This is a genomic window from Actinoplanes sp. CA-051413 (assembly GCF_050955795.1).
Classification (GTDB): domain Bacteria; phylum Actinomycetota; class Actinomycetes; order Mycobacteriales; family Micromonosporaceae; genus Actinoplanes.
Window position 1 is genome coordinate 7885868 of record NZ_CP192100.1, and the last position, 21452, is coordinate 7907319.

At 71.8% G+C, this 21452-nt stretch carries 17 protein-coding genes; 13 read left to right on the top strand and 4 right to left on the bottom strand.

The window, feature by feature from the left end; genetic code table 11:
* Window positions 1-29 precede the first annotated feature (29 nt).
* Both ACQP2Y_RS37075 and ACQP2Y_RS37080 read left to right on the top strand, forming a co-directional pair.
* The gene (locus ACQP2Y_RS37075) at window positions 30-581 is read left to right on the top strand and encodes a winged helix-turn-helix domain-containing protein (protein WP_433720861.1); all 552 of its coding nucleotides are present in this window, start codon (window positions 30-32) and stop codon (window positions 579-581) included.
* A complete protein-coding gene (locus ACQP2Y_RS37080) occupies window positions 578-1930 on the top strand; it encodes an MFS transporter (RefSeq protein ID WP_433720863.1) in 1353 nt (450 codons plus the stop codon). Before ACQP2Y_RS37075 ends, ACQP2Y_RS37080 begins: the two co-directional genes overlap by 4 nt.
* A 5-nt stretch (window positions 1931-1935) precedes the next feature.
* Here ACQP2Y_RS37080 and ACQP2Y_RS37085 read toward each other — a convergent pair whose 3' ends face one another.
* Complete coding sequence (locus tag ACQP2Y_RS37085; RefSeq protein WP_433720865.1) at window positions 1936-2988, bottom strand: MerR family transcriptional regulator; 1053 nt, start codon at window positions 2986-2988, stop codon at window positions 1936-1938.
* A gap of 90 nt (window positions 2989-3078) precedes the next feature.
* Window positions 3079-4179 (bottom strand): acyltransferase family protein, encoded by a 1101-nt coding sequence (locus tag ACQP2Y_RS37090; RefSeq protein WP_433720866.1) that lies wholly within the window; start codon window positions 4177-4179, stop codon window positions 3079-3081.
* 238 nt (window positions 4180-4417) lie between these two features.
* Here ACQP2Y_RS37090 and ACQP2Y_RS37095 point away from each other — a divergent pair, with 238 nt between their 5' ends.
* From ACQP2Y_RS37095 to ligD, 3 genes are all read left to right on the top strand, one after another.
* Window positions 4418-5458, top strand: a complete 1041-nt coding sequence (locus ACQP2Y_RS37095; RefSeq protein WP_360817441.1) for a LacI family DNA-binding transcriptional regulator — start codon at window positions 4418-4420, stop codon at window positions 5456-5458.
* 88 nt (window positions 5459-5546) lie between these two features.
* Window positions 5547-5900: a hypothetical protein gene (locus ACQP2Y_RS37100; protein ID WP_433720867.1), complete on the top strand. Its 354-nt coding sequence runs from the start codon at window positions 5547-5549 to the stop codon at window positions 5898-5900.
* 4 nt (window positions 5901-5904) lie between these two features.
* Entirely contained in the window at window positions 5905-6864 is a 960-nt protein-coding gene (gene ligD, locus ACQP2Y_RS37105; protein ID WP_433720869.1) for a non-homologous end-joining DNA ligase, read from the top strand.
* Here ligD and ACQP2Y_RS37110 read toward each other — a convergent pair.
* Window positions 6861-7403, bottom strand: a complete 543-nt coding sequence (locus tag ACQP2Y_RS37110; RefSeq protein WP_433720871.1) for a hypothetical protein — start codon at window positions 7401-7403, stop codon at window positions 6861-6863. The two genes, ligD and ACQP2Y_RS37110, sit on opposite strands and share 4 nt — an antisense overlap.
* A gap of 118 nt (window positions 7404-7521) precedes the next feature.
* Here ACQP2Y_RS37110 and ACQP2Y_RS37115 point away from each other — a divergent pair, with 118 nt between their 5' ends.
* The 7 genes from ACQP2Y_RS37115 to ACQP2Y_RS37145 all read left to right on the top strand — a co-directional run bounded on the left by ACQP2Y_RS37115 (window position 7522) and on the right by ACQP2Y_RS37145 (window position 15257).
* The gene (locus ACQP2Y_RS37115; protein WP_433720872.1) at window positions 7522-7743 is read left to right on the top strand and encodes a hypothetical protein; all 222 of its coding nucleotides are present in this window, start codon (window positions 7522-7524) and stop codon (window positions 7741-7743) included.
* Window positions 7744-7748: 5 nt separating this feature from the next.
* Complete coding sequence (locus ACQP2Y_RS37120; RefSeq protein WP_433720873.1) at window positions 7749-8861, top strand: sensor histidine kinase; 1113 nt, start codon at window positions 7749-7751, stop codon at window positions 8859-8861.
* Window position 8862: 1 nt separating this feature from the next.
* Complete coding sequence (locus tag ACQP2Y_RS37125; protein ID WP_433720874.1) at window positions 8863-9522, top strand: response regulator; 660 nt, start codon at window positions 8863-8865, stop codon at window positions 9520-9522.
* Window positions 9522-10040 (top strand): adenylate kinase, encoded by a 519-nt coding sequence (locus tag ACQP2Y_RS37130; RefSeq protein ID WP_433720876.1) that lies wholly within the window; start codon window positions 9522-9524, stop codon window positions 10038-10040. Before ACQP2Y_RS37125 ends, ACQP2Y_RS37130 begins: the two co-directional genes overlap by 1 nt.
* 143 nt (window positions 10041-10183) lie before the next feature.
* Complete coding sequence (locus ACQP2Y_RS37135) at window positions 10184-14392, top strand: GH92 family glycosyl hydrolase (RefSeq protein WP_433732205.1); 4209 nt, start codon at window positions 10184-10186, stop codon at window positions 14390-14392.
* 62 nt (window positions 14393-14454) lie between these two features.
* The gene (locus ACQP2Y_RS37140) at window positions 14455-14877 is read left to right on the top strand and encodes a PPOX class F420-dependent oxidoreductase (protein ID WP_433720877.1); all 423 of its coding nucleotides are present in this window, start codon (window positions 14455-14457) and stop codon (window positions 14875-14877) included.
* Between the two features lie 2 nt (window positions 14878-14879).
* Window positions 14880-15257 (top strand): VOC family protein, encoded by a 378-nt coding sequence (locus ACQP2Y_RS37145; RefSeq protein ID WP_433720879.1) that lies wholly within the window; start codon window positions 14880-14882, stop codon window positions 15255-15257.
* On the opposite strand, the gene ACQP2Y_RS37150 is transcribed toward ACQP2Y_RS37145, so the two are convergent.
* Window positions 15236-18472: a GH92 family glycosyl hydrolase gene (locus tag ACQP2Y_RS37150; RefSeq protein WP_433720880.1), complete on the bottom strand. Its 3237-nt coding sequence runs from the start codon at window positions 18470-18472 to the stop codon at window positions 15236-15238. The two genes, ACQP2Y_RS37145 and ACQP2Y_RS37150, sit on opposite strands and share 22 nt — an antisense overlap.
* Before the next feature lie 203 nt (window positions 18473-18675).
* On the opposite strand from ACQP2Y_RS37150, the gene ACQP2Y_RS37155 reads away from it, so the two are divergent.
* The gene (locus ACQP2Y_RS37155) at window positions 18676-21444 is read left to right on the top strand and encodes a putative bifunctional diguanylate cyclase/phosphodiesterase (RefSeq protein ID WP_433720882.1); all 2769 of its coding nucleotides are present in this window, start codon (window positions 18676-18678) and stop codon (window positions 21442-21444) included.
* The last annotated feature ends 8 nt before the right edge of the window (window positions 21445-21452 follow it).

Sequence of the window (21452 nt, forward strand, 5' to 3'; positions counted from 1 at the left end):
ACGACTCTTAACCATGCCATGGTGAGGTCATGGCTCAGATCAAGGACGCCGCCGTCCTCAAGGCGGTCGCGCATCCGGTACGACGCCGGCTCCTGGACGTGCTGCGCGTGGACGGGCCGTCCATGCCCAGCGTGCTGGCCCGTACCACCGGGCAGGCCGTGGCCAACGTGAGCCACCACCTGCGGGTGCTCGCCGAGGCCGGTCTCATCGAGGAGGCGCCGGAGCTCGCGCGCAACCGCAAGGAGCACTGGTGGCGCATGCCGGACCGCAGCATCAGCTGGAGCACGGCCGACTTCGCCGCCGACGCCGCGGACATCGCGGCGGCCGACGCGGCCATGGCGATCGGGCTGCAACGGCAGGTGGAGCTCATCTCGACCTGGCTGGGCAGCCCGGCCTCCCGGGAGGAGCCGTGGAGCGACGCGGCGTTCTCCACCGACGGTTTCCTGCGGCTGAGCCCGGCCGAGCTGGCCGAGATGGGCGCGGAGATCCAGGCGGTCATGGACCGCTACGCGGGACGCCCGGAGGCGCCGGACCGGGAGCCGGTCTTCGTGATCGGCCGGGGCTTCCCGGCCCGCCCGTGACCGCCCCGCCCCCGCCCGGCCCGGCAACGTCCATCCCGGACAAGGCCGCCGCAATCAAGGCCGACCCGGACAAGGCCGCCGCGACCGAGGCCGGCCCGGACAAGGCGAAGCGGCGCGGCGTCCTCCGTGACGCCGATTTCCGCAAGCTGTGGGCGGGCATGACCGTCAGCCGCCTGGGCAGCTCGGTCGCCGCCGTCACCACTCCCCTGATCGCCGTGCAGGTCCTGGACGCGAGCGCCTTCACCGTCAGTCTGCTGACCGCCGCCGCCTGGTTGCCCTGGCTGCTCATCGGCCTGCCCGCCGGCGCCTGGATCGACCGGGTCGCCCGCCGGCCGGTGATGCTCGTCAGCGACCTGGTCTCCGCCGTACTCGTGATCAGCGTGCCGGTCGCCGCCTGGGCCGGCGCTCTCACCATGGCCCATCTGCTCGCCGTCACCCTGCTGCTCGGCGCCGCCACGGTCTTCTTCAGCGTCGCCTGGGCGGCGTACCTGCCGGCGATGTTCGACAAGGAAGACCTGGTCGGGGCCAACTCCGCTTTGCAGAGCACCGAATCCGCCGCCCAGGTGGCCGGCCCGGCGGCGGGCGGGCTGCTCGTCGCCGCGGTCAGCGCGGTCGCCGGCCTGGTCGTGGACGCGTTCAGTTTTCTCATCTCGGCCTTCGCGCTGTGGCGCATCCGGCGCGCGGAGCGGCGGCCGGCGCCGATCGCGCGGGTGAGCATCCGCGCCGACATCGTCGTCGGCGCCCGCTGGCTGCTGCGGGACAAGTACCTGCTCAATCAGACCGTCTACGGCGCGGCTGCGAATCTGTGGCTCACCGGCATCAACGCGATCGCCGTCGTCTTCCTGGTACGTGAACTCGGGGTCAGCACCACCACCGTCGGGCTGCTGTTCGCGGCGGTGAGCCTCGGTGGGGTCGGTGCCGCTTCGCTGACCCCGCGGCTGGTCCGGCGGCTCGGTGGTGCCCGGGCGCTGGTCGCCTGCAAGACCTTCGGCGGGGTGGCTTCCGTGCTCATCCCGTTCACCCAGCCGGGCCTCGGTCTGCTCGTCTTCGTGGCCGGGATGCTCGGCGTCGCCGCCGGCGCCATCGCCGGCAACGTGATCGGGGCGAGCTTCCGGCAGGCGTACTGCCCGCCCGGCCTGTTCGGCCGGGTGCTGACCAGCATGCAGTTCGTCAACTTCGGCGCGATCCCGGTCGGGGCCGTGCTGGGCGGCACGCTGGCGGGACCGCTGGGCGTCCGCGGCGCGATCATGCTGATGGCCATCGGGTACGCCGCCAGCGGCCTGATCCTCGTGCTCGGCCCGTTGCGAGGCCGCCGCGACCTGCCGACCGCGGCGGCCCTCGCCCAGTAGTTGCTTCAGAGGGGCACGACGTCCGCGACCACGCAGGCGATGTTGTCCGGCGCGCCCGCGCGCATCGCTTCCTCGATCAGCAGCCGCACAGTCTCCTGCGGATCGTGCCCCGCCGTCAGCACCTCCGCGATCCGGCCGGCCGGCACCACCGCCCACAGGCCGTCCGAGCAGAGCAGATAGCGGTCGTCCTGGACGGCAGTGCGGACGGCGACGTCGGCCTCGGCGGCGGCACCCAGCGCCCGCACCAGCAGTGGCCGCTGCGGATGGGTGACAGCGTCCGCGGCGCTGAGCTCGCCGGCGTCGACCAGGCCCTGGACGTACGAGTGGTCGTCGGTGAAGCGGGACAGCTCACCACCGCGGACCAGGTAGGCGCGGGTGTCCCCGATGTGCGCGACGCCGATCCGGGTGCCCGACCAGAGCAGCGCGGTGAGGGTGGTGATGGGCCGCTCGTCACTGTCCGCACCGAGGGCCAGCACGGCGGCGTCAGCGTCGCGGACGGCGGCGGTCAGAGTGCCGAGCAGGTCCCCGGTGGCGGGCAGGGAGCGGAAGACGTCCACGGCTGCTGCCGCGGCCCGGTCGCCCGCCGGCCCCGAACCGTCGGCGACGGCGAGCAGGGTGCTGCCCGCGTACGCCAGGTCCTGATGGTTGTCGCGGACCTGGCCGATCTCGGAGCCGGCGGCGAAGCGCAGGCCGAGCGGGTGGGTGTCGGACATGGTGGTCCCCTTTCCGGTGAGGTGGTCGGTGAGGAAGCCGGCGAGCCGGCGCCGGGCCGCGAACTCCGCCTCGGCGTGCGCCATGTGCTCGCCGATCGCGGCGGCCAGTTCGGCGCCGGGCAGGTCGCAGACTTCCTTGATCCGCGCCAGCGGCATGTCGATGCGGCGCAGCCAGGCCACCAGCCGGGCCCGGTCGAGCTGGGCGGGCGCGTAGTAGCGGTAGCCGGAGTCCGCGTCGACGGCGGCCGGGCGCAGCAGGCCTACGTCGTCGTAGAGCCGCAGCGCCTTCGGGGACAGCCGCGCGGCCCGCGCGAACGCCCCGATGGTGAGGAACTCGTCTGCCATGTCCATCACCGTGGACCTTGCCCCACGGTCAAGGTCAAATGAGAGTGGGCCCCGCACCGGCCGGTGCGGGGCCCACTCTTTTCCAGCAGCTCAGATGGCCGCCGGCGCGGGGGCAGGCGCCGGAGCCAGGGGCTGCTGAAGTGGGCGCCGCCGCACGAACGGCGAGAAGCGTGGCGGCCGGCGGGCGGCGATGTCCTCGACCCAGCCCAGGGCGAGCACGATCACGGCCAGCGTGGTCAGTGCGATGGTGAAGTCGACGGCGCTCTCCAGGCCCTGGGTGGGGATGCGCCACAGCTTCAGCGGGTCGAAGAGGTAGACCGCGACGGTGATGGCCACGTTGTGCCACAGGTAGATCGTCACTGCCCGGTTGTTCACCATCGACACGAAGCCGTCCAGCGGCCGGGCCCGGGCGAGCCAGTCCATCTGCGGCGCCCAGCGCAGCAGGGCCAGCACAAAACCGATGGAGAAGACCGCGTACGCGACCGGCAGGCCGGTCAGGTCCATCCCGGTGTCCGCCGGATGCAGGTACGCCCAGCCGAGCCCACCGGCGACGCAGGCGGCGGCCAGTCCCAGCACCACGGCCGGCCGGAGTTTGGCCAGGTCGCCCTCTCGGTGGGCGAAGCCGAGGATCCAGCAGGACCCGAAGGCCAGCACGTTCTGCACCACCCAGCCGGCGGTCGTGCCGAAGGTGTCCGGGTAGGCAGTCAGCAGCATGAGCCCGAACAGCGGCAGCAGCACGGTCGGCAGGTTCCACCGGCGGTAGAGGCTCAGCAGCAGCGGCGACAGCAGGACCAGCCACAGGTAGGTGACCAGATACCAGAGCACTCCCGCGGCCGGGTAGCCGAACTCGCTCGCCGGCGGATCCGCGACGGGCAGGATCCAGAGCAGCAGGTGCGGCCAGGACGGCCGGTCCGGCCAGCCGCGCTGGATCATCACCGGTACGACGATGAGCGCCATCACCCACAGCGCGGGCAGCAACCGGCGCACCCGGCTGCGCACCGCCCGGGTCGCCGACCGGTCCAGGGACTTGACCATGAGCGAGCCACCGAGCGCGAACATGACGCCCATCGAGGGGAAGACGAGTTCGAGCGCGGCGAGCGGGAAGGCGTGGAACAGCACCACCCGGATGATCGCGACAGCACGCAGCGTGTCGAAGTATCGATCCCGGCCGGCGGTGATGGTGTCCGTCACAACGCCTCCAGCAGCCACTATCGGCTCCGGCCGTCGGGACCGGAGACTACAGACAGTAGTATTTCTGCCGGTCTTCGCAGCGGTCCGAACGGTTGGTCCGGGCCGCCGATCCGCTCGGTGGGGCCGGGCCGGTCGGCGTGTGCCGGGGCGGCCGCGCCGGGCGGTGTCGATGTCATAATTGCCGCCTGAGCCGTCTGCTCGCCCCGGCTTACCGTTCTCGCCGACAGTTCGGAGCACCATGCCCGCATCCCGGTCCGCCGACGGCGCCGTCGACGAATCGACCGCCCGCCGGCCGACGCTCACCCAGGTGGCCGCCCTCGCCGGCGTGAGCCTCAAGACGGCGTCGCGGGCGCTCAACAGCGAGCCGAACGTCGCCGAGGACACCGGCCGCCGGGTCCGCGACGCGGCCGACCAGCTCGGCTACCGGCTCAACGGCATCGCGCGCGAGCTGCGCCGGGGTGCCACCTCGGCGCTGGTGGCGCTGATCAGCGGCGACCTGACCAACCCGTTCTACTCGGCCGTGGCCAGCGGGATCGAGCGCGAGCTGCGCCAGCACGGGCTGCAGCTGGTGACGGCCAACAACGACGAGGACCCGACGCTGGAACGGGAGCTGATCGACACGTTCCTGGAGCGGCGGGTACGGGCGCTGCTGATCGTGCCGAGCGCGGACCGCCACGAGTATCTGGCCATCGAGGGCAGCCGCGGGGTGCCGTTCGTCTTTCTGGACCGGCCGCCGGACGGCATCGACGCCGACGTGGTGGTCATCGACAACGCCGGCGGTGCCCGGGCCGGCGCCGAGCACCTGCTCCGGGGCGGCCACCGGCGGATCGCTCTGGTGGCCGACCTGGCCCGTACGGTGCCGCAGCGCAAGCGCATCGAGGGCTTCCGGGCGGCGATGAACGCGGCCGGCAACGACGAGTGGGAGCGTTACCTGCGCACCGACGTGCACGACGTACGCCGGGCCGAGGAGACGGTGCGCGAGCTGCTGGCGCTGGACCCGGCGCCCACCGCGCTGTTCACCACGAACAACCGGCTGACCACCGGCGCGCTGCGGGCGCTCAAGGACCGGCCGGATCCGCCCGCGCTGATCGGCTTCGACGACTTCGACCTGGCCGAGGTCATCGGCACGACGGTGGTGGCGCACGACGCGGTGGCGATGGGCCGGGAGGCGGCCCGGCTGGCCCACGAACGGATCAGCGGCCACTCCGGCCCGGCCCGCTCGATCGTCATCTCGACCTCGGTCATCCCCCGCGGCAGCGGCGAACGCCCACCCCGCTGAGCGTGACGGTCACCCTGCTCACGTGTGGGGGATCGTCATCCTGCGCTGGTGATGCGGCGACCCCGGCGGCTCCCCTAGAGTGCTGCTTGTGACGTTGGAGATCGAGCGGACGCCGCTGTCGCGCGTCGACGTCGGGCTCCCGTCGGAGAGCGAGCTGCGCGCCGAGCGGCGGGCCGCCCGGGTGCGTTCCGAGGTCGCGCTCAAGGTCACCCTGGTCACCCTGATCTGGCTGGTCTCCGTGTCGCTGCTGGTCGGCTGGGGCGTCACCGGGCCCGAACGGCAGCCGGGCACCCTGCTGCTGGCCGCGCTGGCCGCTGTCGTGGGGCCGTTTGTCGGCGCTGTCATCGCCACCCGGCACGGCCAGTTCTTCCTCGGCGGCGTCTACGTGGTGCTGACCCTGGCCATGGTGCTTCCCGCGCTGAGCCTGGTCCGGGCAGGATGAGGCCATGGCGGACAAAGAGGAACGGGCCGGCGTACCCCTGACGAACCTGGACCAGGAGCTCTTCCCCGGCGCCGGGGCGACCAAGCGGGACCTGGTCGACTACCTGGACGCGGTCCGCGATCCGGTCCTGGCCGTCCTGCGCGACCGGCCGCTCTCGGTGATCCGGGTGCTGCGCGGGCAGGACAAGTTCATGCAGAAGAACCTGCCGAAATACACGCCGGAGTGGGTGCCGCGGACCGCCGTGTGGGCCGAGGCGTCGCACCGCGAGGTCCAGTACGCCCTCTGCAACGACCGCCGCACGCTGCTCTGGTTCGCCAACCAGCGCGCGGTCGAGTATCACCCCACCCTCATGACCGTGGCCGACCGCGACCACCCGACCCACCTGATCATGGATCTGGACCCGCCCGAGGGCGCCGGCTTCGACGTGGTGGTCCAGGCCGCCCACCTGGTCCGCCGGGCGCTGGCCGACGCGGGCATGGCCGGCGCGGTCAAGACCAGCGGCTCCAAGGGCGTGCACATCTTCGTGCCGCTCGACGGCAGCGCCGCGACCGTCGACGTGGCCGCCGCGACCCGAGCCGTCGCGGCACGCGCCGAGCGCCTCGATCCGGAGCTGGCGACGACAGCGTTCATCCGTGAGGACCGGCACGGCAAGGTCTTCCTCGACGCGACCCGTGCGGGCGGCGCGACTGTGGTGGCGGCGTACAGCCCGCGGGTACGGCCGGGGTTGCCGGTGTCGTTCCCGGTGGGCTGGGACGTGCTCGACGACGTGACGCCGGCGGACTTCACCGTACGGACGGCGCCGGAGCTGCTGAACGGCAGTGACCCGTGGGCGGCGCACATGCCCGCGCCGCAGCCGCTGGATCCGGGGCTGGTCGCCGAGGGACACACCATCCCCGTCGCCCGGGTGGCCGCCATGCACGAGGGCAAGCGCCGGGCCCGCGCGAAGCGGGGAGTCGAAGGCTAAGCGACGAGATCGCGCCAGAAGGCGACGGTGGGGCGGCCTGCTTCCAGAGGCTCGCCGCCGAACTCGTGGCGGATGTAGGTCGTCAGGTCAGCGCCGTAGCCGATGATGTCGGTCTGCATCACCGACAGCACCGGGTGCCCGGAGGTGCCGCGACCCGCCGGCAGATACCGGTGCGAGTAGACGGGCACGAGCCGCGGGACGGTCATCAGGAACCGGCGGGCAACCGTGACGGCGTCGGCGTTCCCGGCCGGTTGCGGACCCCAGCCCTCGTACCAGAAGCCGTTCTCGGCGACGTCGAAGAGCACGCCCTCGACCGGCATCGCCAGCTTCTCGCGGAGCTGGGCGCGGTCGCCGTCCCGCCAGTCCGGCCAGCCGCGCCCGTACGGCAGGCCGGCGGCCAGGAAGGCGCGGTGGTCGTCGGCGAACGAGAAGCCGAACTCCTGCTCCACGCCGGCCAGCTCGGACTCGGTGAGCCCGGGCCGGACCGGGAAACGGCCGTAGGCGGCGAGCACGGCGGCGGCGGTGCCTTCGTCGGTCACGCGGGTCAGCCTAGGGCGACATACGGCGATCGGTGTAGCCCCGTACTCCAAGGGAGTCGCGGCGAGAGACGGCGCCGGGACGACGCGGCCGGCCCCCCGCCGAGCCTAATTTTCCCCCATGACCGAGACCATGAGACAGCAACTGTGCCTGATCGCAGCGGGGGTGGGTGCGCTGGCCGCACTCGCCGCGCTGCACGTCGTGGCGGGACCGAGACTGGGGATCGCCGACCATGAGACGCTCATCTCGTTGACCCGGCGGCTCGCCCTGTGGATGACGGCGGCCTGCTTCAGCTACGTGGCGCTGCGGCCGCTGCGACCGACGACGGGGACGGGACGGTGATCGCCATGCCACGCTCGCTGCCCTGGGTGGCCGCCGCTCTGACGCTGGTCGGTGTCCCCGCCGGACTCGCCGTCACCGGCGGCAATCTGCAGGCCATCATGACCGCCACTGTGGCGGTGTGGCTCGCCCTGCTGATGCTGTTCGTCCGGCGCTGGCCCCTGACCGTCCTGATCGTCGCCGTCCTGACCGTCGTGGCCTGGCGTTCGTCGGACCTGATCGGCAGCGGCTGGGCCTGGCCGGCCACGGCGGCCTTCGCCGCGCTGGCCCTCGCCGGGCGGCTGCGCACGGCCGCGGTGGCCGGGGCGCTGACCCTGTCGTACGGGCTGGTCTGGGACGCCTTCGTCGAGCGGTACGACTCCGACCGGGTCCTCGGCCAGGTCGGCGGGGAGGCGCTGTGGCTGGCCGCGGTGCTCGCCGCCGCCCTCGCGTACCGCAGCACCCGCCGCTGGCAGGACGAGGTCGCCGCCCGGCTGGAGCAGTCCCTGCACGAGCAGGAGCTGGAGGCGCTGCGGCGGCGGGCCGAGGAACGCGTCGGTATCGCCCGCGACCTGCACGACGTGGTGTCACACACGCTCGCCGTGGTCGGTGTGCACCTCAACGTGGCGCTGGACGCCTTCGACGAGGAGCCGGAGGAGGCCCGCGACGCGTTGCGGCTGGCTCAGGACGTCCGGGGCCGGGCCATGAGCGACCTGAAGTCGCTCGTGGACGTGCTGCGCGAGGGCAACCGGATCGAGACCCCGGCCGCCGGGCTCGAGGGCCTGGCCGGGCTCACCGACCAGGTACGGGCGGCCGGGATCGAGGTGACCGTCACCGAGCTGGGCGAACGCGCCGAGGTGCCGGCGCCGGTCGCGACGGCGGTCTATCGCGTGGTGCAGGAGGCACTCACCAACACGGTCCGCCATGCCCGGGCCACCCGGGTCACGGTGACCCTGGACTACAGCCCGGCAAGTGTCACGGTGGAGGTCACCGACGACGGCGCCGGCGAGGCGACGAGCACGGAGGGACACGGGATCATGGGGATGCGCGAACGGGTCGCGGCGCTGGGCGGCGCCCTGACCGCGGGAGCCGGACCGGCCGGCGGCTTCACCGTCCGCGCGATGATCCCGATCGCGGCCTGACATGCCCGTCTCCGTGTTGCTCGCCGACGATCAGCACCTGGTCCGGGCCGGCTTCCGCAGCCTGCTCAAGCGCGACCGGGAGATCGTGATCGCCGGCGAGGCCGCCACCGGGGACGAGGCCGTGCGGACCGCTCGTGCGCTGCGGCCGGACGTGGTGCTGATGGACATCCGGATGCCCGGGCTGGACGGCATCGCCGCCACCCGGCGGATCATGGCGGATCCGGAGCTGCGGGACTGCCGGGTGATCATCCTGACCACGTTCGAGACCGACGAGTACGTCTTCGCCGCGCTGGAGGCGGGGGCGAGCGGTTTCCTCACCAAGGAGATCGACCCGGAGGGGCTGCGGCACGCCGTCCGGGTGGTGGCGGCCGGCGAGGCGCTGCTCTCCCCCAGCGTCACCCGGCGGGTCATCAAGCAGTTCGCGCACCGGCCGGCCCCGGCGCCGGCCGGTGGGGCGCGGCTGGCCACGCTGACGACCCGCGAGCGGGAGGTGGTCACCCTGGTCGCCTCCGGGCTGTCCAACGAGGACATCGCGCGGGAGCTGGTGATCAGCCCGCTGACCGCGAAGACCCACATCACCCGGGCGATCACCAAGCTCGGCGTCCGGGACCGGGTGCAGCTGGTGATCCTCGCGTACGAGGAAGGGCTGGTGGGCCGCTGATGCGCCGGATCGTCGTGTACGGGGTCACCGGGTCCGGCAAGTCGACGCTGGCGGCGCGGATCGGGCAGCGGCTGGGGGTGCCGTACCACTCGGTGGACGACCTGACCTGGGAGCCCGGCTGGGTCCAGGTGCCGGACGAGGTGCAGCGGGAGCGGATCGCGGCCATCTGCGCCACCGATTCCTGGGTGCTCGACTCGGCGTACGGCAAGTGGCGGGACGTGCCGCTGGCGCGGGCCGACCTGGTGGTGGGCCTGGACCTCCCGCGCTGGCGCTCGCTGGGCCGGCTGCTGCGGCGCACCGCGCGCCGGGTCGTGCTGCGGACCGAGATCTGCAACGGCAACCGGGAGCGGGTACGCAACCTGGTGCTGTCCACCGACAACATCGTGGTGTGGCACTTCCAGTCGTTCGCGCGCAAGCGGCGGCGGATGCGGGAGTGGCACGCCGACCCGGCGATGCCGCCGGTGGTCCTGTTGCGCTCGCCGGCCGAGGTGGAGAGCTGGCTGGCGGGCCTGCGCTGACATCGATGTCAATCGGGGGGCGCCGAACCCTTGCGGATCGAGAGACTTGCACGTGACGATGTGTCGCGAATGTTTCACGGCCCCGAGAAGGAGACGGCATGCACCGGCCACGATGGGGTGTCGCCCTGTTATCCGTCACATTGATCGCCGCGGCAGCGGCAGTCGCCACGGGCGGGGCGGCCGCTGCGGCCGCCGCCACCTCGTTCCGTTCGTCGTTCGAGACCGACGATCCGCAACCCACCTGGACCGACACGGTCGACGCGGTGGCCGGCAGCGGCGGCGTCGACGGCACCGTGGTCGTCGGCATGCCGGGCAGCCTGCGCGGGCACGTCACCGGCATCGCGGTCAACGCCGAGCCGAACAGCAATGAGGGCCGCAACAACCTCAACGACGGCGACTCGGCCACCAAGTGGCTGGTCGACACCCCGACGAGCTGGGCCCAGTACACGCTGGACGCCCCGGCCGAGGTCATCAAGTACGCGCTGACCTCCGCCAACGACGCTCCCGAACGCGACCCGCGGGACTGGACGCTGCAGGGCTCCACCGACGGCAGCACCTGGACCACGGTCGACACGCAGACCGGGCAGACCTTCACCGAACGCTTCCAGACCAAGACCTACACCGTCGCCGACCCGGGCACCTTCGGAATCTACCGGCTCAATATCACCGGGCACCCGTCCGGCGACCTCACCCAGCTCGCCGACCTCGAGCTGGCGGACGCCAACGTGACGCCGCCGCCGACCGGTCCGATGCAGAGCCGGGTCGGCCCGGGCCCGGCCAGTTCCCCCACCGCGAAGGCGGGCGTGGGCTTCACCGGGCTCAAGGCGTTCCAGATCGCCGGGCGGCACACCGCCGAGGGCCGCGGGCACTCCGCCAACAAGGTCTTCGACGTCGACGTGACGGTCACCGCCGACACCGAGCTGTCGTACCTGGTGCTGCCCGAGTTCAACCGCGAGGACCTGGCCAACCCGGCCACGTACACCGCGGTCGACCTGGCCTTCACCGACGGCACCTTCCTGTCCGACCTCAAGGCCGTCGACCAGAACGGGATCGTGGTGAGCGCCGCCGCGCAGGGCGCGTCGCAGACGCTCTACACCGCGCAGTGGAACAAGCGGACCGCGCGGATCGGCAAGGTCGCGGCGGGCAAGACCGTCGACCGCATCCTGGTCACATACGACAAGCCGTCCGGTCCCACGAGCTTCCGGGCCTGGTACGACGACATCGCGCTCGCCGAGGTCGCCCCGGCCAAGCCCAGGAAGCACCTCGCCGAGTACGCCGAGACGCGCCGCGGCACGATGTCCTCGGGCGACTTCTCCCGCGGCAACAACTTCCCGGCGACCGCGGTCCCGCACGGCTTCAACTTCTGGACCCCGGTCACCAACGCCGGCACCACCAGCTGGCTGTACGAGTACCACCGCCAGAACAACGCGGCGAACCGGCCGACCCTGCAGGCGTTCTCCGCCAGCCACGAGCCCAGCCCGTGGATGGGTGACCGACAGACGTTCCAGGTGATGCCGAGCGCCGCCACCGGCGTACCGGATGCCAACCGGGCCAACCGCGCGCTGGCCTTCGGTCACGAGAACGAGATCGCCAAGCCGTACCACTACGGCGTCACCTTCGACAACGGGCTCAAGACCGAGATCGCGCCGACCGACCACGCCGCGCTGATGCAGTTCACCTTCACCGGCGACAACGGCAACCTGATCCTGGACAACGTCGACAACCGGTCCGGGCTGACCATCGACGCGGCCGGCCAGGCGGTCTCGGGCTGGTCGGACGTGAACAGCGGCGGCCTCTCCGCGGGCTTCACCCGGATGTTCATGTACGCCACCGTCGACGCCCCGGTCACAGCGAGCGGCATGCTGCCCACCGGCAACCGGCCGTCCACCGGCTACCTCAAGTTCGACACCGCCGAGAACAAGACGGTGCGGATGCGCATCGCCACCTCGCTGATCAGCGTCGAGCAGGCCAAGCACAACCTGGACCTGGAGATCGCCGCCGACGCGACGCTCGCCTCGGTCCGGGACAAGGCCCGCGACCTGTGGGACGCCAAGATGCACACCGTCGAGGTCGAGGGCGCGTCCTCCGACCAGCTCGTCACGCTCTACTCGAACCTGTACCGGCTGTTCCTCTACCCCAACTCGGGCTTCGAGAACACCGGCAGCAACGACGAGCCCGTCTACCAGCACACCGTGCAGTCCGCGGTGACCAGCCCGGCCAGCTCGCCGACGCAGACCGGGGCGCCGATCAAGGACGGCAAGGTCTACGTCAACAACGGCTTCTGGGACACGTACCGCACGACGTGGCCGGCGTACTCGCTGCTCACGCCGAAGCAGGCCGGGGAGATGGTGGACGGGTTCGTCCAGCAGTTCCGCGACGGCGGCTGGATCTCGCGCTGGTCGGCGCCGGGCTACGCCAACCTGATGGTCGGCACCAGCTCGGACGTGGCTTTCGCGGACGCGTACCTCAAGGGGGTGCCCGGCATCGACGCCGAGACGGCGTACCGGGCCGCGGTGAAGAACGCGACGGTCACGCCGCCGAACGCCAACGTCGGCCGCAAGGGCCTGGCCGGCTCGATCTTCAAGGGCTACACGCCGAGCGACAGCACCGGCGAGGCGATGTCCTGGGCGATGGACGGCTACATCAACGACTACGGCATCGCCAACATGGCCGAGGCGCTGGCCAAGAAGGGCGGGCCCAAGGCGAAGGAGTACGCCGAGCAGGCCGAGTACTTCCGCAACCGCGCCCAGAACTACGTCAACATGTTCGACCCATCGGTGGACTACTTCCAGGGCAAGGACTCCGCGGGCAACTGGCGCAACTCGCCGGCCTCGTACGACCCGCGGGTCTGGGGCTACGACTACACCGAGACCGACGGCTGGAACATGGCGTTCCACGTGCCGCAGGACGGGCAGGGCCTGGCCAACCTGTACGGCGGTCGCGACGGCCTGGCCAAGAAGCTCGACAAGTTCTTCACCACACCCGAGACGGCCACCTTCTACGGCTCGTACGGCGGCCCGATCCACGAGATGTACGAGGCCCGCGACGTCCGGATGGGTCAGTGGGGCTTCAGCAACCAGCCGTCGCACCACATCCCCTACATGTACGACTACGCGGGTCAGCCGTACAAGGCGCAGAAGCTGGTCCGCGAGGCCATGTCCCGGCTGTACCTGGGCAGCGAGATCGGCCAGGGCTACCCGGGCGACGAGGACAACGGCGAGATGAGCGCCTGGCAGGTGTTCAGCGCGCTCGGCTTCTACCCGTTGCAGATGGGCAACCCCGCGTACGCGATCGGCTCGCCGCTGTTCACCAAGGCGACGGTCAACCTGGAGAACGGCAAGAAGATCGTCGTCAACGCCCCCGGCAACAGCCGCAGCAATGTCTACGTGCAGTCGCTGAAGGTCAACGGCAAGGCCTACAACTCCACTTCGCTGCCGCACGCGCTGCTGGCCGACGGCGCCCGGCTCGACTTCACCATGGGCTCGTCGCCGTCGAAGTGGGGCACCGGCAAGGACGCCGCCCCGGAGTCGCTCACCTCGGGCGACGCGGTGCCGAACCCGTTGCGCGACCTGACCGGCCCGGGCCGCGGCACGGCGTCGGACCCGGCCCTGGTCGACGACACCTCCACCACCCAGTCCACGCTCGCCGACGGCTGGCAGTACCAGTTCGCCTCCGCCGGCGAACAGGCCGCCTACTACACGCTCACCTCGGGCACCGTGGCCGAGCAGGACCCGGCCTCGTGGATGCTGAAGGGTTCCTACGACGGCACCACGTGGACCACGATCGACGAGCGCAAGGACCAGACGTTCGAGTGGCGCCGGCAGACCCGGCCCTTCAAGATCGCCAACCCGGGCCGGTACGCGTACTACCGGCTCGACGTCGCCGCGGGCACCACACTCGCCGAGGTGGAACTGCTCGGCGTCCCGGCCCCCGCCTGCACCACGACGATCGCGGACAAGGTCGTCGGCGCGGTGTCGGTCCGGTCGGGGGTCACCTGCGTCAAGGCCGGGGCCCAGATCACCGGCCTGGTCACGGTCTCCAGGGGAGCCTCGCTCTACGCCACCGGCGCGACTCTGCGCGCGGCGGTGACGGCCACCGGAGCGGGCACGGTCTCGCTGCTGAACACCACGGTCAGCGGACCGCTCACCGTCACCGGATCGGGCCCGGTCGGCCTGGAGAACTCAACCCTGAAGAGCGCGGTGACCCTGCTGAACAACAAGACGGCCACGGTCGTCGCGGGCAACACGGTCGGCGGGCCGCTCACCTGCTCCGGCAACAAGCCGGCGCCGGTGAACAACGGCCTGGCCAACAAGGTCAGCGGGGTACGGATCGGCCAGTGCGCCAAGCTCTGACCTGACCGCGCCCGCAGCCGCTCCCTCCCGCGTGGAGGGGGCGGCTGCTCTACATTCAGGGCATGTCCGATGATCTGTGGGCCGTCATCGCCGCGGCCGACCTGTGCACCCTCGCCACCATCAAGCGCGACGGCCGGCCCCAGCTGTCCGATGTGAACTACACCGCCGACGACAAGACCCGGGTGCTGCGCGTGTCGACCCGCGAGACGCTGGCCAAGGTGCACAACCTGCGGCGCGACCCGCGCGGCAGCCTGCGGGTGGCCGGACCTGGCGGAGGCGGCTACGTCGTCGCGGACGTGCACGCCACCTTCTCCGCACCGTCGGCTGAGGAGCACGACGCCACGGTCGAGGAGCTCGTCGAGGTCTACCGGTTGATCCGCCGCGAGGAGCACCCGGACTGGGACGACTACCGCCGGGCCATGGTCGCCGACGGCCGGATCGTGCTGAGCCTGCACGTCGAACGCCTCTACGGCTGGGTCATGTAGTCATGGCCCGGATCATGGACATCGTCTTCGACTGCGAGTACGCGCCCGCACTGGCCCGCTGGTGGGTGCAGGTGCTCGAGGGGTACAGCGTCGCGCCGTACGGGCCGGACGATCCGGATCCCGACGAGGACCCGACCGTGCTGGTGGTGCCCGGGCCGGAGGGTGGGCCGCGGTTGTGGTTCACCCAGGTGCCCGAGCACAAGACCGTGAAGAACCGCGTACACCTGGACCTGAACGCCGAGGACCCGGTCGCCGAACTGGCCCGGCTGATCGGCCTCGGCGCCCGGATCCAGTGGGAGACCGATGGGCTCACCGTGCTGGCAGATCCCGAGGGCAACGAGTTCTGCCTTGACAAGGATCAGGCCAGCGTCACCGCGTAGAGGTGCAGGCGGGCGTCGTTCGGCAGGGTGATCGAGCGGATCTGCTTGCCCGCCGGCACCGGCAGGCTCACCCCGAAGAGGCTGACCGGTGGCCCGTCCACGCCCTGACCCGCCTTGATCCGGTGCGGCATCGCCAACACCGCAGTCGTGCCCGCGGACGCCGTCCCACACCAGTCCGCCACGGTCACCGTGGCCGGCGCGGAAGTGCCGTCCGCGTACCCGATGGTCAGCGCGGCCGTCACCGGCCCGTTGTGCGTTGTCGCGACCAGGTGGGCCGCCGTGTGGTTGCCGGTCGGCAGGAGCAGGGACTGGCCGCGGGCCGGCACGAAGTTCTTGGCCGTCCCGGTCGGGTCCGGCGCCTGGTACGTGACGCCGCCCCAGGTCACCGGGCCGGCCTTCGGCAGCAGGTCGGCGTCGTAGCTCCAGCCGCCGCCGTCGAAGTTGCCTTCCGCCGGGTCGGCGACGGTGGCTGTGCCGTCGAGGGTGCGTTCGGCACTCAGGTCGATCAGGCAGGCGGTGTCCGCCGCACCGGCGCAGGTGAGCGGCTCCCGGACCGTGATGGTGACGGTCCGTTTCACCGTGGCGGTGCCGGGTGCGGAGACCGAGACCTCGATCGGGTACACCCCCGCGGGTGTCCCGGCCGGCGCCTGCACGGTGAGGGTGGCGGTGGTGCCGATCGGCAGGCGCCTGCTGAGCAGCACTTTGGGGTGCGGGGCGACCGTCGCCTTCCAGCCCGGCGGCGCCGTCGCCGTCACCCGGGGTGCGATCACGAGCGGGGCCTGGCCGACCACGTCGACCTGGAACGCCGCCTGCTGGGCGGTGGCTGAGCCGGCCGGCAGAGCCGCGCTGGCCGGGCGGACGCTGGCGTCGACATGGGTACGGCCGTCCGCCGGCGCCTTGTTCACCGACGGCGGCTGGGCCGCGACCGACGTGCCCCAGGACGACGGCTTCTTGCCGAGCGTGTGGGCGAGCGTGCCGCCGCGGGTCACCGCTGACCAGTCGAGCCAGGTCTTGCCGACCGATCGGCCGTTGAGCCGGACGCCTTGGATATAGCGGTTGGTGTCCGAGGCGCCGGGCGCGGTGATGGTCAGTGTCCTGCCGCCGGTGCGCACGGTCGCCTTGGGGAACTGCGGGCTGGACAGCGCCAGGAAGTTGGCGCCGCTCATGGTCGGGTAGAGGCCGAGGGACGAGAAGACGTACCAGGCGCTCATCGTGCCCAGGTCGTCGTTGCCGGTCATGCCGTCGGGGCCGGTGGTGAAGAGCGTCATCGCGGCCCGGACGACCGTCGCGGTCTTGGCCGGGTCACCCGTCCAGAGATACGTGTACGGCGCCAGCAGGTCCGGCTCGTTGTTCGGGTTGTACGTCGCCTTGGCGTAGTAGTCGTACGGCGCGGCGATCCAGTCCTCGCGCGCGGTGCCGGCCGGATCGGTGAGCAGCTTGTCGTAGACGAAGAAGTCGTCCAGCCGCTTCTCGGTCGCCGCCCGGCCGCCCATCAGCCGCACCAGCCCGGCCGGGTCCTGCGGCACCAGCCACTGGTACTGGTACGCCCCGCCCTCGTGGAACTGGTGTCCGGCGTCGACCGGGTCGTACGGCGTCAGCCACGTCCCGTCGACCGTCCGGGGCCGGAACTGCTTGATCGAGGAGTCCCACAGGTTGCGGTACCACTGCCCACGCCCGGCGAACAGCTTCGCGTCGGCGGTCTGGCCCAGCCCTTTGGCCATCAGGGCGAGCGCCGCGTCGGCGGCCGCGTACTCCAGGGTCGCCGAGGCCGGGTGGTCACAGTCGTTGTCGCCGCCCTTGTCGGCGCACTCCTTGCCCCGGCTCAGCCCGGACGGGATGTAGCCGCGGTCGGCGTAGAAGTCCTGACCCGTCCGCCCGTTGTACGGCGAGCCGGCCGGCGGCTGGGCGGTCGCGTTCTGCCGCAGGAGCGCGTACGCCTCCTGCTCGTGCCCGGCCAGCAGGCCCTTCGACCAGGCCTCGACCAGGAACGGGGTGACCGGGTCACCGGTCATGATGTTGGTCTCGCTGTTGGCCAGCGCCCAGCGCGGCAGCCAGCCACCGTCACGCCCGATCGCCACCACCGACAGCGCCACGTCCCGGGCGACCTGCGGCACGAGCAGCTCCAGCAGCTGGTTCTGCGGCCGGTAGGTGTCCCACAGCGAGAAGTTCTGGTACGGCGTGTACCCGTCGGCGGTGTGCACCTGGCGGTCGAAGCCCACGTACCGGCCGTCGACGTCGCCGGCCAGGTTCGGGTGCAGCAGGGAGTGGTAGAGCGCGGTGTAGAAGACGCTGCGCCGGTCGGCCGTCCCGCCGCCGATCGAGATCCGGTCGAGCTCCTGGGCCCAGCGGGCGCGCAGGGCGGCCCGGGTGGCGGCGAAGTCGTACGAGTCGGCGGTCTCGGCGGTCAGGTTCTGCCGGGCGCCCGCCAGCCCGGTGTAGGAGAGCCCGACCTTGACCACCACGTCGCGGTCCTGGCTCGCGTCGAAGGTGACCCAGGCGCCGTTGCTGCCGGAGCCGGCGGCGTCCCGGCCGCCGGGCGAGAGCGCCGAGCCGCGCCAGGTGCCGGTGGCGGCGAACGGGCGGTCGAAGCTGGCGGTGAAGTAGACGGTGTGGTCGTCCTGGCCGGCGCAGAAGTTGCCGGCGCGGACCCGCCCCTCGACGGTCCGGTCGCCGACGACGTGGATCTCGGAGTCGAAGACGTTCTGGTTGGCCTTGCCGGTGTTGAACAGGACGTTCGCCGCGCCGGTGGCCGGGAAGGTGTACTTCTGCCAGCCGGTGCGCGCGGTGGCGGTCAGCTCCGCGGTGGTCTGGTATTTCGTCAGCCCGACCCGGTAGTAGCCGGGCTCGGCGTCCTCGTCGTCGTGCGAGAACGGCGAACGGTACTGGTTCGGGTCCGCGGTGGTGACCGCACCGGTGGTGGGCAGCATGGGCAGCTCGCCGGCGACGCCGCAGCCGACACCGGACAGGTGGGTCTGGCTGAAGCCGTAGATGCTGTCCTGCTGGTAGTCGTAGCCGCCCTGGCCGCCGGTGTCCGGGCTGACCTGCACCATCCCGAACGGCGCGCTCGCGCCGGGGAAGGTGTTGCCGAAGTTCTGCGTGCCGACGAACGGGTGCACCAGCTCGACGGGGTCCTCGGCGGCGGCTCGGGCCTGGGCGGGGCTCGCGGTGCCGACGGAAACGACCAGCAGCAGGGCGGCCAGGAGCCGACGGGTCATCGGTAAACCTCCGGTCAACGACGTCATCGTCACGTGACAACGTTGTCACGCAGCAAAGACGCGTGTCAATGAGACGGAGTCATCGGGCACCCGAATTGCACCCGGCCATCCGGGCGAACCTCTCAGGTCCGCACCACCGTCACCCGATCACGGCAGTTACGACCCCCCTGCCCCGGGGGCCGAACGAACCGGAGATGAGTCTGATGGCAGCCAGCACAGCACCGCCGACGCCGCGTGGCGTCCACCGCTGGGCACGGCTCTGCGCCGCCGTCGCAGTCGTCGTCGCCACCTTCGGCGTTGTCCTCAGCACCGGGGTCGGCGGGCCGGACACCGCACAGATCATCTCCAACCTCGGACTTTGTGCCGCCGCCGCCTCGGCCGCCCTGGCCTGCCTGTTCCGCGCCGCGACACTGCGGGGCCGGGTGCGCGCCGGCTGGGCCCTGCTCGGCCTGGGCGTGCTGTCCTGGGGGGCCGGCCAGGGCTGCGCGGTCTGGCTGGAGACGTTCACCGGCTCGGTGCCGCTGCCGTCGCAGGCCGACATCGGCTACCTCGGCATGATCCTGCTGACCTCGGCCGGCCTGCTGGTGCTGCCGGTCGCCACCCAGACCCTGGCCAACCGGGCCCGCAGCGTGCTCGACGGCCTGATGGTCGCCGTCTCGCTGGTGCTGATCGCCTGGTTCGTGGTCATCGAGCCGCTGATCAAGGCCGGCGGCGACAGCGTCCTCGCGCTCTACCTCAGCCTCGCCTACCCGCTCGGCGACATCGTCATGGTGACGATCGTGGTCTACATGCTGGCGCTGCAGCGCCGCCGCGGCCGCGACTTCGCCCACCTCGCGCTGGTCGCGGCCGGCATCGTCGCCTTCGCGGCCTCCGACATCGGGTACGCCTACCTCAACCTCACCGGGGCGTACGCGTCCGGCAGCGGCACCGACATCGGCTGGTTCGCGGGCTTCTCGCTGATCCTGCTCGCCGCGGCCAAGCCGCTCGGGACGGCCGACCCGGCCGAGCCGGCGCCGGTGGACGGCGAGGGCGGCCAGCCGTTCGGGGTGCTGCTGCCGTACGTGGCCGTGCTCGCCGCGCTGGCCACCAGCGTCGTCTGGTTCGCCCGCACCGGGCAGGCCACCCCGTTCGTCACGTACACCCGCTCGGCGCTGATCCTGCTGATCGTCGGCCGGCAGCTGCTCACGCTGCTGGAGAACCGCGGCCTGACCCGCAACCTGGAGACCCGCGTCGCCGACCGCACCGCCGAGCTGTACGCCAGCGAGCAGCGCTTCCACGCGCTCGTGCAGCACAGCTCCGACGTCGTGACCGTGGTCGGTACCGACGCCGTGGTGCTGTACCAGAGCGAGTCCGTGCAGCGGGTCTTCGGCTACACCCCGGCCATGCTCACCGGCCGCAACCTCACCGAACGGTTCAGCCCCGAGTCGGCCGCCCGGCTGCTGGACGCGCTGCGTTCGGTGAGCGCGCGGCCGTACGCGACGACCGTGCTGGAACTGACCCTGCCGCACCTCGACCAGCGCCTGCGCCAGGCCGAGATCACCGTGACCAACCTGCTCGGCGACCCCAACGTCGGCGGCCTGGTGCTCAACACCCGCGACATCAGCGAGCGCAAGGAACTGCAGGAGCAGCTCGTGCACGAGGCGTACCACGACGCGCTGACCCAGCTGGCCAACCGCGCCCTGTTCCGTGAGCGGGTGGCCGAGGCGCTGGAGCAGCGCGGCGAGGACGACGACGTGACCGTGCTCTTCCTCGACCTGGACGGCTTCAAGGAGGTCAACGACAGCCTGGGGCACCTGGCCGGCGACCAGCTGCTGGTCCGGGTGGCCGACCGGCTGACCGCCTCGGTGCGCGACGGCGACGTGGTGGCCCGCTTCGGCGGTGACGAGTTCGCGGTGCTGATCCGCTCGGCGCTCGGCCAGGGTGAGGCCGAGATCGTGGCCCAGCGCATCGTCGACGAGCTGCACGAGCCGTTCCGCGTCGGAGATCGTGACCTGCACGTGCGGGGCAGCATCGGGCTGGCCGCGTACGCCGCCCTCGGCGAGGGTGCGGCCGGGGCCGGGCACGCCGACGACGCCGAGCAGCTGATGCGCAACGCCGACCTGGCCATGTACAAGGCCAAGGGCACGGGTGGCAGCGGCTTCGCCAGCTACGACCCGCGGATGCTGGCCGGCCTGGTCGAGCGCCTCGAGCTGGAGGCCGACCTGCGCCTGGCGCTGGAGCGCGGCGAGCTCCGGCTGCACTACCAGCCGACCATCGACATGGCCGACAGCCGGGTCATCGGCTTCGAGGCGCTGGTGCGCTGGCAGCACCCGACCCGCGGGATGATCAACCCGCTCGACTTCATCCCGATCGCCGAGGCCACCGGGCTGATCGTGCCGCTCGGCCGCTGGGTGCTGGACGAGGCCTGCCGCCAGGCGATGGAGTGGTCCGCACGCGACGGCCGCCGCCCGGTCAAGATGGCCGTCAACGTGTCGGTGCGCCAGTTCGACCGCAGCGACCTGGCCGCCGTCGTCCGCGAGGTGCTGACCGAGACCGGCATGCCGGCCGACCAGCTCTGCCTCGAGATGACCGAGAGCGTGCTGATGACCGACACCGAGGACAACCTGGCCCAGCTGGTCCGGCTCAAGGCGCTCGGCGTGACGCTGGCGATCGACGACTTCGGCACCGGCTACTCCTCGCTGGCCTACCTGCGCCGGTTCCCGGTGGACACGCTCAAGATCGACCGCTCGTTCGTGGAGCGGCTCGGCGAGCAGGCCGACGACGCCGCGCTGGCCGGCACGATCGTCCAGCTCGGCCAGAGCCTGGGCATGTCCACGGTCGCCGAAGGCATCGAGGAGTACGGCCAGCTCGCCGCGCTGCGGGAGATGGGCTGCACGTTCGCCCAGGGCTTCTACTTCTCCCGCCCGGTGCCCGCCGGTGAGGCCGGCCGCCTGCTGCTCGAAGGGGCCGGCGCCCAGCCGGCCCCGGCCTGATCCCCGTA